13 protein-coding genes and 1 pseudogene are annotated in these 10,549 nt (G+C 70.4%); 6 read left to right on the forward strand and 8 right to left on the reverse strand.

What is annotated here, in order from left to right; all coding sequences use genetic code 11:
• Both ACXJKL_RS06075 and ACXJKL_RS06080 read left to right on the forward strand, forming a co-directional pair.
• Positions 1-567: hypothetical protein (locus ACXJKL_RS06075; RefSeq protein ID WP_457206165.1), on the forward strand; the 567-nt coding region annotated here is incomplete at its 5' end.
• 49 nt (positions 568-616) lie between these two features.
• Complete coding sequence (locus ACXJKL_RS06080) at positions 617-2,281, forward strand: NERD domain-containing protein (RefSeq protein WP_457206166.1); 1,665 nt, start codon at positions 617-619, stop codon at positions 2,279-2,281.
• Positions 2,282-2,327: 46 nt separating this feature from the next.
• Here ACXJKL_RS06080 and ACXJKL_RS06085 read toward each other — a convergent pair whose 3' ends face one another.
• The 7 genes from ACXJKL_RS06085 to ACXJKL_RS06115 form a co-directional block, all read right to left on the reverse strand.
• The gene (locus ACXJKL_RS06085) at positions 2,328-2,633 is read right to left on the reverse strand and encodes a contact-dependent growth inhibition system immunity protein (protein WP_457206167.1); all 306 of its coding nucleotides are present in this window, start codon (positions 2,631-2,633) and stop codon (positions 2,328-2,330) included.
• A 10-nt stretch (positions 2,634-2,643) separates the two neighbouring features.
• The gene (locus ACXJKL_RS06090) at positions 2,644-4,008 is read right to left on the reverse strand and encodes an RNase A-like domain-containing protein (RefSeq protein ID WP_457206168.1); all 1,365 of its coding nucleotides are present in this window, start codon (positions 4,006-4,008) and stop codon (positions 2,644-2,646) included.
• Positions 4,005-4,301 (reverse strand): WXG100 family type VII secretion target, encoded by a 297-nt coding sequence (locus tag ACXJKL_RS06095; protein ID WP_457206169.1) that lies wholly within the window; start codon positions 4,299-4,301, stop codon positions 4,005-4,007. Before ACXJKL_RS06095 ends, ACXJKL_RS06090 begins: the two co-directional genes overlap by 4 nt.
• Positions 4,298-4,603, reverse strand: coding sequence for a WXG100 family type VII secretion target (locus tag ACXJKL_RS06100; protein WP_457206170.1), 306 nt, complete (start codon positions 4,601-4,603; stop codon positions 4,298-4,300). Before ACXJKL_RS06100 ends, ACXJKL_RS06095 begins: the two co-directional genes overlap by 4 nt.
• A 394-nt stretch (positions 4,604-4,997) precedes the next feature.
• The gene (locus ACXJKL_RS06105; RefSeq protein WP_457206176.1) at positions 4,998-5,147 is read right to left on the reverse strand and encodes a DivIVA domain-containing protein; all 150 of its coding nucleotides are present in this window, start codon (positions 5,145-5,147) and stop codon (positions 4,998-5,000) included.
• 219 nt (positions 5,148-5,366) lie between these two features.
• On the reverse strand, positions 5,367-6,383 hold the full coding sequence (locus ACXJKL_RS06110; RefSeq protein WP_457206171.1) for a zinc-dependent alcohol dehydrogenase: 1,017 nt from the start codon (positions 6,381-6,383) through the stop codon (positions 5,367-5,369).
• Between the two features lie 193 nt (positions 6,384-6,576).
• Entirely contained in the window at positions 6,577-7,509 is a 933-nt protein-coding gene (locus ACXJKL_RS06115; RefSeq protein WP_457206172.1) for an acyl-ACP desaturase, read from the reverse strand.
• 381 nt (positions 7,510-7,890) lie between these two features.
• Between ACXJKL_RS06115 and ACXJKL_RS06120 the strand changes: the two genes are divergently transcribed.
• The 3 genes from ACXJKL_RS06120 to ACXJKL_RS06130 are packed head-to-tail and all read left to right on the forward strand — an operon-like array spanning position 7,891 to position 9,615.
• Positions 7,891-8,949 (forward strand): hypothetical protein, encoded by a 1,059-nt coding sequence (locus tag ACXJKL_RS06120; protein WP_457206173.1) that lies wholly within the window; start codon positions 7,891-7,893, stop codon positions 8,947-8,949.
• A 31-nt stretch (positions 8,950-8,980) separates the two neighbouring features.
• Positions 8,981-9,229, forward strand: coding sequence for a type II toxin-antitoxin system Phd/YefM family antitoxin (locus tag ACXJKL_RS06125; protein WP_457206177.1), 249 nt, complete (start codon positions 8,981-8,983; stop codon positions 9,227-9,229).
• Positions 9,226-9,615, forward strand: a complete 390-nt coding sequence (locus ACXJKL_RS06130; protein WP_457206174.1) for a type II toxin-antitoxin system VapC family toxin — start codon at positions 9,226-9,228, stop codon at positions 9,613-9,615. Before ACXJKL_RS06125 ends, ACXJKL_RS06130 begins: the two co-directional genes overlap by 4 nt.
• Before the next feature lie 237 nt (positions 9,616-9,852).
• Here ACXJKL_RS06130 and ACXJKL_RS06135 read toward each other — a convergent pair.
• Positions 9,853-10,026: pseudogene (locus tag ACXJKL_RS06135) on the reverse strand (sigma factor); the annotation flags it as partial.
• 146 nt (positions 10,027-10,172) lie between these two features.
• Between ACXJKL_RS06135 and ACXJKL_RS06140 the strand changes: the two are divergent.
• Positions 10,173-10,549 (forward strand): zinc-binding dehydrogenase (locus tag ACXJKL_RS06140; protein ID WP_457206175.1); only part of this gene is annotated, 377 nt, incomplete at its 3' end.

Raw genomic sequence — 10,549 nt, forward strand, 5'->3', positions numbered from 1 at the left:
GGGTTGTCCTTCTCGCTGCGCGACGGCCAGATCAGCGTCTACCGCGAGCTGGACGCGTCCGTGGTGGTGCCGGCGCAGCTGCGTCTCGAGATCGAGCGGCTCACCACGCAGGTGGACCGGTGGGCCAGCGACCTGGCGATCCGCGTCGGCGGACGATGCATGGACGAGCAGTCGAGCCGTCAGCCCGCCGACACGACGAGCCGCCGCCCGCCCACGGGGCGCTTCGCGACGGCGTACGGCGTGATGGTCGAGCTCGAGCGCGAGCAGCGCGGTTCGGTTGGTCCGGCCACCATGGCGCGCATCTTCGACAACGACACCGCCTTGCTGCTCAAGGCGGTGCGCATCAACGAGCAGCGCAGGCGCGAGATGCGCGCGAAGGCACGAGCGGCTGGTGACGAGGGTCGTGACCGGGCCGAGCAGGTGGCCCGTGCCCGTCAGGAGTACCTCCGAGAGCTGACCGCACGGATGCGCGCCGCCCTGCGGTTGCTCGTCGACGCACCGGTCCGCAAGGTGCAGCTGGACCAGCTCGCGCTCTTCGACGAGGACGAAGCGGGCTCGGGTCGGTGATGTCGCGGTTCGACCCACGCAGTCGGACGCTCGCTGCGAGGGTGGGCGCATGCCTCGCCTGATTCCCGAGTCGCCGACCTTCCAGACCACCTCGGAGCGTGAGGTCTGGGAGCACCTGCGCGACGCGCTCGGCCCGGATGACGTGCTGATCGCAAACCTCCGGCTCACGGACGCGGAGAAGGACGTCGAGGCCGACCTCGTCGTGCTCATGCCCGACGTCGGGATCCTGGTCCTCGAGGTCAAGGGCGGCAGCGTGCACGTCGAGCCGGACGAGGCCGACGGCCACGCGTGGTGGCTCGCGAGCAAGGGGGTGCACCGCCGGATCCGGCCCGTGGACCAGGTGCGCACGGCCAAGCACGCTCTCAAGCGGTACGTCGAGCAGCATCCCCACGGTGGTTCGGCCCGCCGCGTCGGGTGGGGGCACGGACTCGTCACCCGCTTCTCGACGTTCGCCGCCGACTTCACGGTCCCCGAGCTGCCGCGCTGGGCGCTGCACGACAAGGACGACCTCGCGGTCATCGGCGACCGGGTGCGCGACAACGCGTGGTGGATGCTGCACGGCCAGCGAGCCCCGACCTACGACGACGTCGAGGCGATCGCCGACATCCTCACCGGACGCTTCGCCGCGCCCTACGACGTCAATGCCGAGTCCGACGACCGGGTCGCCGAGTTCGACCGGTTGACGATGGAGCAGGCGACGATCCTGGGCGTGACCCGCCTGATCCCGAGGATCGAGGTGCGCGGAGGCGCGGGCAGCGGCAAGACCGTGCTGGCGCTCCAGCAGGCCAAGGAGCTGACCCGCGGCGGTCAGGGACGGCCGGCCCAACGCGTCGCGCTGCTCTGCTACTCGATCGGGTTGGCGGAGCACCTCAAGCGCCAGGTCGCGACCTGGGACCGCCGCCACCGGCCGGCGTTCGTCGGGACGTTCCACGCGTTCGGCACGCAGTGGGGTGCCGCCGACGGCGACCGGTCCGACAGCGACTTCTGGGAGGAGCGGCTGCCGGCCGAGATGGCGGAGCTCGCTGCAGCGCTGCCTGACGGCAAGAAGTACGACGCCGTGATCGTCGACGAGGCACAGGACTTCGCCGACTCGTGGTGGACGCCGGTGCTCCGGTCCCTGCGCGACGAGGAGGAGGGCGGCCTCTTCATCTACTCCGACGAGAACCAGCGGATCTTCGCGCGCTTCGGCCGCCCGCCGGTGGCGCTGGTCCCGTTGGTGCTCGACCACAACCTGCGCAACACCAAGCAGATCCACGAGTCGTTCGGACCGTTGGCGCCGAGCCGGATGTACTCGCGGGGCGGCGACGGTCCCGCGGTCCGGTTCGTGGAGTCGACGCTGGACGACGCGATCGGGGCAGCCGACGACGAGGTCGACCGTTTGCTCGACGATGGTTGGCAGTCGCGCAACATCGCCCTGCTCACGGCGGGCCATCGCCACCCGATCCAGGTGGAGCGGACCGCCTTCCACGACCAGGAGGGCTACTGGGGAATGTACTGGGAGGACGACGTCTTCTACGGGCACGTCCTCGGGTGCAAGGGGCTCGAGCGGCGCGCGGTCGTGCTGTGCCTCAATGAGGACGGGGCTCGCGACCGTGCTCGCGAGCGGCTGTACGTCGGGATGTCGCGGGCTACGGACGTCCTCGTTGTCGTCGGGGACCCGGACACCGTGAGGCGGGTCGGCGGGGACGAGGTTGCCAGGCGCTTGGGGCTCTAGGTCGACTCGATGGGCAGGTCACTGGTGGTGGAGCCCTTCGAGTGCCTCAACCGTGTTGGAGCATCCGACTCGCTTCGATACGGATGAGACTCAGCCACTCTCGCGGGTCTTGTCCGTTCGCAGACGGGACGAAGGAGGATCCGAGGTCGAGGATTGCCGCCTCCGTCTCGCGGGAGGTGGGAGTCGAAGCAAGGAGTCGATCGATCTCGGAGGCAAGGTCCGGAGCGAGGGCTGGCTCGCCCTCCATGAAGTCCAACAGCGCTGCTTGCGTATCCGCGTAGTCATCGCGCCAGTCCTGGTGCAGGTACGCGCCGAGAAACTGCCAGAGGGAGGGATAACTTGTCTGATTCACAGTGACTTCCTCACGGTTGTGGGAACGCGGTGTGGATTCGGTATCCCGACTCGGTGAGATCGGAGCGCCTCAAGATCAGTCTGACGCCAAAGGCCTCGTATGCGGTACCTGCTGCATCCACGGAGGTTCCGGTCGTACGACCCATGAGTGCGTCGATACGCAGCTGGCGTCCGCCGCTGGCCAGCCACTCCTCGACTTCCCGAGAACGGCTTCGCAATACCTGGGCAATGACGCGCTCTGCGTCCGCGACGCTCTTGAAAGACGAGGCAAGGTCCATTCCCTCGGATCGGGCACGTTCCATCAGCTCGCTTGTGGTCTTCCCTACGTGCTTGGTGATGATGTGTCCACCCACTACGTCTTGCCCCGACAGTGAGGTGCGCCATCCGCCTGGGAGCCGCATCTCCCCGCGATCACTACGCGTACGCACGCGAGCGAACTTCTCGACCCGAGTGCGCACGACGCCCAGCCCCTCGCGAGCGGTCCGCAACCGGCCGGCCGCGGCGGTGCTGGTGGCCCGCAGCCCGAGGAGCAGCGCGTGGAACCGTGGCGCCTGGGCGCTCATCCGCGCCAGAGCCGCCGACCCAGCGGCGCCGGCGCCGAGGCCTCCGGTGATCCCGCCGACGACGGCGGAGATGACGACCCCTTCGACGACCATCTGCCCGATCTCGGCGAGCAGCGCGCGGGTGCGGTCGTGGGTGTCGCGGACCGCGTCGGCGTACTCCTCGCACGCTGAGCCGACAGAGATGAGCGCGTCGGCGGTGTCGCCGATGAGCGACCGCAGCTCGGACAGAGCGGCGAGGGCGAGGGGGATCTCGGGGGAGACCTGGTGCTCGAGGAATCCCGCGGCGATGTCGCAGTGCGCGTCGAGGTCGGCGATTGCGGCGCCTGCGCGGCACCAGGCGGTGGCGGCGTCGAGCAGCAGGTCGACGTCCGCCCCCGGCCAGACGAAACCCTCGATCTGGTCGAGGATGAACGTCTCGACCGGACCGAGCGACACGGGATTCGCGCCCAGGCACGACGGCGGTGAAGCAGGCGAGACGCGGACGTAGTCGTCCTCGTCGAGYGCGCCGCCGGTGTAGGACGACACTGCCGCGGAGGCGGCCTCGGCATCGTGGTGGTTGGCCCCGGTCGCGGTCAGCAGCCGCCCGAGGCCGATGAAGGCGTGCGTCAGCTCGGCCAGGGTGTCGAGCGTCTGCCGCGCCCCGTCGTCGTACGACGACGCGAAGTCGGCGCTGGTCGCGTCGTCGCCGGCCATGGCGGCGTACCCGCCGAGCTTGCCGGCCAGCGACTCGCACAGCAGAGCGGAGATCTGGTTACCGGTGCGGCAGGCGTCGGCGGCCGAGGTGAGACCGCCCGTCTCGACGGCGATCCTCACCGGACCTGCTCCCACATCGCGAGGTTGGCCTCGGTCGCGCGAACGTAGTTGGAACGCGCGACCTCTCCGACGGACCGCAGGACCGTGAGCGCGGAGGACATGTCCGCGAACGACGTCCGCCACGACGAGTGCGAGACCGTGTGCGCGTCGCTCGCGAGACCCGTCCAGTCCGCGTGCAGCGCACCCTGCGACGCTTCGACGTCCGCGGCCAGGTCGGCGAGGTCGTGGGCGCAGGACCCCATCGCGGCGATGACGGCCACCAGCTCGTCGACGTCCACGTCGTACGCCGTCATCCGAGCCTCCGTGCCAGGAGCGAGTGGGTCTCGGACGAGGAGACGTCCCCGAGGGACACGTCGTCACGAGCGGATCGCACGGCGACCGCACTGGATCCCAGTCCGGCGATCACGCCGTCCGCGGCCGTCCGCCACTCCTCCCACAGACCGGCGAACCGGTCGGCCGCGGCGCCGTGCCAGCCGGCGAGGAGCGCGTCGACGGACACCTCGATCCGGGTACGACGAGTTGCCATGTCGGTCGCCCTCGCTTCGACGGCGTCGGCACCGATCGACAGCTGGGCAGGGTCGAGCCTGATGTTCATCGTGCCTCCCGAGATTCACCGGCGAAGCGCCGGACGAGTACGACTGGCGTCGACTCTTCCCGCCGGGGAGCCACGACGGAACCCGTCATCAACGATCTGTGGACAACCGAGCTCGTCGAACACCGCACGTAACGCGCCGTCACGCGGGCTCCACACCCCATCGGTGGGGGGTGAAAGGGATGTAACAGCGCGTTACAGCGCACCGCACGTGTGGGAAGCCGGGACGGGGAGAGCGGCGGCAGATACGTTTCGGCAGCCATCAACACGCGACGGGTCTGTGGGCGCTCCTGCTCGGCTGGTTCTTCGGGGTCGGCCTGATCATCTGGTTCGTCAAGACCGACGGTGCGCTCAACGAGTACTGGGCGCTCGCTGAGGAAGGCGCAAGCGCCGAGATCTAGTATCCGGCAGCCGCGATGACGGTCAGGTCCGTGACCAGGCGCGCCAGGTGCTCGTCGACCTCGCTCATCCGGTACCCGGTGCGCAACCGCACGGGGGCGAAGCGGACCTCCTCCACCTCGCGAGCCGTCACCGAGCCGTCGCGCATGCTCACCGCCCGGTCGGCGGGCCACGAACTCGTCGACGGCAGCCACGTCGTACCCCTGGAGCAGCTTCGTCGTCGGGAAGCGGGTCCCCGCCTGCGGGTCGTAGGTGCTGCTGTCCATGGTGGCTCCTCCGAGGTGGCGTCCGCGCACCGGCAGGCGCGCGGACGTCATCGTGCCGCCGTCCGCGCCACCTCGCGGAGCCGGGGCCCGACGAAAGGGCCTCAGGACTCCGACATGTCGAAGACCAGCCGCGCCGGCACCTCGCCGGCGAGCACTTCCTCGAAGCACGCGTTGACGTCCTCGAGCCGGCGACGCTCGGTCACCACCCGGGTCAGCCCGCGGGCGTGGAGGTCGAAGGTCGCCGCCAGGTCGTTGCGGGTGCCGACGAGGGAGCCGATCACCGAGATCCCCTTGAGCACCGTCTCGAAGACCGGCAGCTCGAGGCGGTTGTCGGCCGGGAGCCCGACGATCACCAGCCGGCCGTTGGGGTTGAGGGAGGCGTGCGCAGCCTGCATGGCCGCGGGGGACGGGACGGTCACCAGGGCGATGTCGGCGCCGCCGAGGGCCGCGATCTCCGACTGCTGGTCGCCACGGCCGTCGATGACGTGGTCGGCGCCGAGGTCCTTGGCGAGCTGGAGCTTCTCGTCGTGCACGTCGACGGCGACCGTCCGCGCCCCGAAGATCTTGGCGTACTGCAGCCCGAGGTGACCCAGGCCGCCGATCCCGACGACCATGACCGTCTCGTCCGGCTGCGGGTGCGCGACCTTGAGTGCCTTGTACGTCGTGACGCCGGCGCAGGTCAGCGGGGCGGCGTCGAGCGACGAGACGCCCTCGGGCACGGGGACGACGTGGCTGGCGTACGCGACGGCGTACTCCGCATAGCTGCCGTCCATCGTGTAGCCCATGTACTGCGGGCTCGTGCAGTACGTCTCCCAGCCGGCGACGCAGTAGCGGCAGTGACCACAGGCCTGGCCGAGCCAGGGGAGTGCGACCCGCTGTCCCACCTGCACGGGGAGCTCCCCCTCACCGACCGCCTCGATGATCCCGACCCCCTCATGCCCCGGGACCAGCAGGCCCTTGGGCTTCACCGGCCACTCGCCGCGCGCCGCGTGGATGTCGGTGTGGCACAGCCCGCACGTCTCGATGCGGACCAGCACCTGGCCCGGTCCGGGCTCGGGCACGGGGACGTCGCGGATCTCCAGCGCTGCACCGGGGGCGGGCACGACGGCAGCCTTCATGATTCCTCCTGGGACGGCGGGCAGCGCCCGGTCGGCGCCGCGAGGACGCCGGGTAGCTCCCGTCGCGTCCTGACACCCCACCCTCGCGTCAGCCGCGTCCAGGGTGCAGGGTCGTTGGGCTCGCCCCGCTCGCCGATGGTCCCGACCTCCGCGGGCCCCCAGCACGTCGGCGCGCGGTGTACGCCGAGCCGGCTCAGGACTGGCGGGCGGCCTTCTTGGCGGCCGCCTCGGCGCGACGCTCGACGAAGCGCGTGGCCTCCCCGTCCAGCGCGGCCACGGCGGCGGCCAGCTCCTCGCGTGCCTTCTCCCCGTCCTCGTCGAGGCCCTCGAGGTCCCAGACGCCCCACTGCCGCAGCAGTGGCGTGACGATGTCGTCGTGGTGGATGCGCAGGTCGTAGATGCCGGCCTTAGCCATCTGCACCGCCTTGCGCGAGAAGCCCGGGATGATGCTGCCGGGCATCTCGAAGCCGACGACCTCCTCGGTGATCGCGCGCATCGTCTGGCTGGGTGCCATCTCCAGCGCCGCGGTGACGATGTTGCGGTAGAAGATCATGTGCAGGTTCTCGTCCTTGGCCACCCGGGCCAGCAGCTTCTCCGCGATCGGCTCCTCGGTGTAGCGCCCGGTGTTGCGGTGCGAGACCCGGGTGGCCAGCTCCTGGAAGGACACGTAGGCGCACACGTTGAGCACGGACTTCTCCGTCGCCTCGTAGCCCGTCTCCATCGTCTCCATCCGGGCCCGCTCCAGCTCGACGGGATCGACCCCGCGGGTGACGAGCAGGTAGTCGCGGATGCAGAAGGCGTGGCGGCCCTCCTCCGCCGTCCACCGGTTGACCCACGTGCCCCACGCGCTGTCGCTGCCGAAGGCACGGTCGATCTCACGGTGGTAGCTCGGGAGGTTGTCCTCGGTGAGCAAGTTGACCTCGAGTGCGGTCCGAGCAATGGGCGAGAGCTGCGACTGCGCCACCTCCCACGGGTCGCCGCCCAGGTCGGCGAAGTCCCGCCCGAGGCTCCAGGGTACGTACTCGTGGGGCATCCACTCGTCCGCGATGCCCATGTGCCGGTTGAGGTTCTCCTCGACGACCGGTTCGAGCTCCTTGAGCAGCTGGGCGGTTTCGAGTGCAGCCATGATCCATCTCCTCCACGGGCGGACGTGGGGGCTGCGGCCCTCACGCTCCTTGCCTACACCCACGGCGGCCCGGTGACTATCCCCAGGCGGCAGACCACCGAGACTTCTCCACAGATGGGCAGGAAGGGCTGGCGCGGCCCAGACGTCGACGGCTTTCGTGGGGTCATGCCCAGATCCCGTTCCAGGACCACTCGCAATCGCTCGACCAAGCAGCGGCGCCGCACTCGGCAGGCTCGCGCCGTCGCGGATCGGGATGTGATCGCCGACCTGAGGCCCGGACAGTCCCTCGAGCACCTGCTGACTGCGGCAGACCACCGTCACATGCAGCAGGCGTTGGACGCACCCGCTCGCGGAGACGCCCGGGCGGCATGGGAGCAGCACATGTCCGGCCTTCTGGTCGAGGAGGGCCTGACCCATCACCGACTGCACGAGCTCGCTCTCCTGGGAGACGACGCCCCGTCGTGGATGTACTCCCGGTGGGCGGTGGACCAGGCCGCGCTGTGGATGCTCCACACCGAGGACCCGCGGTGCGACGAGCTAGTCCGCCTGGTGCTGACGGCGCTGCACACCGACCGGGTCGCCGCCCTTGCGGACGACCCACGGGCTCTGCAGGAGTACGGGACCGTGATCGCCGCCACGGACTGGGCCTACCAGCAGGTGGCCGTCTTCGAAGCGGGCGGGCTTCGCGACTTCGTCGACGTCCGTGCGGAGGGTGGTCTGATGGACCGGACGGACGAGCTCGACCTCTGGGAGCAGGCGGCCGTCACCGCCTACGAGCTGGAGACGGCGCTCGAGGGCACCTTGCGAGTGCGACGTCTGGCTGACGACACGACGGTGGAGCTGCTCAACCTCGGAGCCGCCACGGACACCGGCCTCGGCGGCACGGTGCTCGGCAGGGTCGTCCCCATCTCGGCGTGGCCCTTCGCGATGTTCGCGTCCCGCCCGTTGCCAGTTGATCGGGCTACCGCGCTGGACGCCGCCCAGCACCTCGAAGGGCCGGACGACCTGGGGTGGCTGTGGGCCCTGTCGCGGGCGCACGACGCGGGCCGGTTGCCGGCCGGGTCGACCTGGGGTCACGGGACGCTGTACTCGACCGACCTCCTCCCGATGGACGACGTGGCCGACCCGGACCCGGCCGCGCAGCCCGGGCGGATGCGAGACCTCCTCGACGTCGGCCTGTCCGAGCACCTCGCCAATGGTGTGTGCGTGGCCGAGGTGGCTCTCGTCGCGGCGCGGGTCGGCCCGACGGGGGCATCCGCGGTCGCGCCGCACCTGACAGCCGTGCTCATGGATCCCCGCGTCCACGAGGCGCTCAGAGCGCATGCAGTCCGCTCGGGTGAGGCACCTCAATGGGAAGCCCTGGCGGCGGTGACTCCATCACCGGTCCGCGAGAGGTGCCTCGATCTGGCGGGATTGTGCGAGGTGAGAGACGCATCCTGAGCAGGTGCTACGCAGTGCTACGCTCGTGGAGGTGAGGACCATCAGTCAGCGGGAACTGCGCAACGACAACGCGGAAATCATGCGAGCCGTGGAGCAGGGCGAGACGTTCACCGTGACCAGGCGCGGCGTCCCGATCGCTCGGGTGACTCCCGTGCCGGCGGAGTCGGACCTGCGCTGTGTGCGGCCTGCACGGCCGGAACGACCGATCACCGACCGGCGGCGCGTCGCACCGTCGGGCCCCATGGGCGAGCTCCTCGACGACCTGCGAGGTGATCGATGAGTCGGTGGTACGTCGACACCTCGGCGGCGCTCAAGCTGCTCGTGGAGGAGAGCGAGTCGACAGCACTGGTGCGAGCCCTCGACGACGAGGCTCCGGACCTGGTGGCCAGCCTGCTGCTCGAGACCGAGCTACGACGCGTCGTCGCTCGCGAGCCGGCCCTGTCCCAGGCCGCGGTAAGCGACCTGCTCGCGTCCATCAGCCTCTTCGAGCTCTCGCCGTCAGTCTTCACCGAGGCAGGGCTCCTACCGGGTCCCACCCTTCGGTCACTCGACGCGCTGCACCTGGCAGCGGCCATCCGATTGGGTGTCGACCATGTGGTGACCTACGACCGCCGGATGGCTGGCGCAGCTCAAGATCTCGGGCTCGCCGTGCTGGCTCCTGCCTGAGTCCGTCGGCGCCGCGGCGAGCCTCGGCGTACCCGGAGCTGGCCGCTGACCAGAGCTGAGCCGGTCCGCGGGATGGTCCAGGGAGAACGAGACCGGGCCGACATCGACTCCTGAGGCTGATCTCGTTCCCGCAGCAGAGGCACCCGTGCAGCACGGAGCCGTGGCAGGCCGGCAACTACGGTGGCGACATGACGACGCGGTGGCCTCGGGGAGGAGCACGACGTCCCTGCGCGACCGTAGCCTCGACACCATCCGGCGGAACGCGATCCCCCACAGCCAGGCCGCGACCTCCCCGGCGCCGCGGTACCGGCGAGCGTCCTTCCAGACGGTGACGAAGGTGTCCTGCACGACGTCGACGACCACGTCGGAGTCGTTGCAGCGACGCATCAGTCGCGCGAAGAGCCATGCCGAGTGGCGACGGTAGCGCTCCTCGAGCGCCGCGACCGGGTCGACGGCACGCCCACGCTGGGCGGGTGGTCGTCGTCGTACGTCGTCCGCGAGACCTTCGTCTACCGCCGCCCGGCCGGGCTCGACACCGCCGCCGTCGCTCCACTGATGTGCGCCGGCATCACGGTCTGGGAGCCGCTGCGGAGCTGGGACGTCGGGCCCGGCAGGCGGGTCGGGAGGTCGGTCTCGGCGGACTGGGCCACCTGGCGGTCAAGCTCGCTGCTGCGCTCGGTGGCGAGGTCACCGTCTTCACCCGGACCGCCGACAAGGCGGACGACGCCCGCGCCCTCGGCGCACACCGGGTGGTGGTGTCGACCGACGAGGCGGACATGGCCGCCGCGGTCAACAGCCTCGACCTCGTGCTCGACTGCGCTCCCGCCCAGCACGACCTCGGGCCCTACCTGCGCACCCTCGACCTCGACGGGACGCTCGTCACGCTCGGCTACCTCGGCGCCTCGAGCGTCGACGCCATGGACCTGCTCCGCGC

Source organism: Nocardioides sp. P5_C9_2 (genome assembly GCF_054049555.1).

Bases quoted from the DNA above. Each gene is read 5' to 3' on its own strand.
- ACXJKL_RS06080 (WP_457206166.1), top strand. From the start codon at position 617: ATGCCTCGCCTGATTCCCGAGTCGCCGACCTTCCAGACCACCTCGGAG.
- ACXJKL_RS06095 (WP_457206169.1), bottom strand. From the start codon at position 4,301: ATGACGGCGTACGACGTGGACGTCGACGAGCTGGTGGCCGTCATCGCC.
- ACXJKL_RS06100 (WP_457206170.1), bottom strand. From the start codon at position 4,603: ATGAACATCAGGCTCGACCCTGCCCAGCTGTCGATCGGTGCCGACGCC.
- ACXJKL_RS06105 (WP_457206176.1), bottom strand. From the start codon at position 5,147: ATGCGCGACGGCTCGGTGACGGCTCGCGAGGTGGAGGAGGTCCGCTTC.
- ACXJKL_RS06110 (WP_457206171.1), bottom strand. From the start codon at position 6,383: ATGAAGGCTGCCGTCGTGCCCGCCCCCGGTGCAGCGCTGGAGATCCGC.
- ACXJKL_RS06115 (WP_457206172.1), bottom strand. From the start codon at position 7,509: ATGGCTGCACTCGAAACCGCCCAGCTGCTCAAGGAGCTCGAACCGGTC.
- ACXJKL_RS06120 (WP_457206173.1), top strand. From the start codon at position 7,891: ATGTCCGGCCTTCTGGTCGAGGAGGGCCTGACCCATCACCGACTGCAC.
- ACXJKL_RS06130 (WP_457206174.1), top strand. From the start codon at position 9,226: ATGAGTCGGTGGTACGTCGACACCTCGGCGGCGCTCAAGCTGCTCGTG.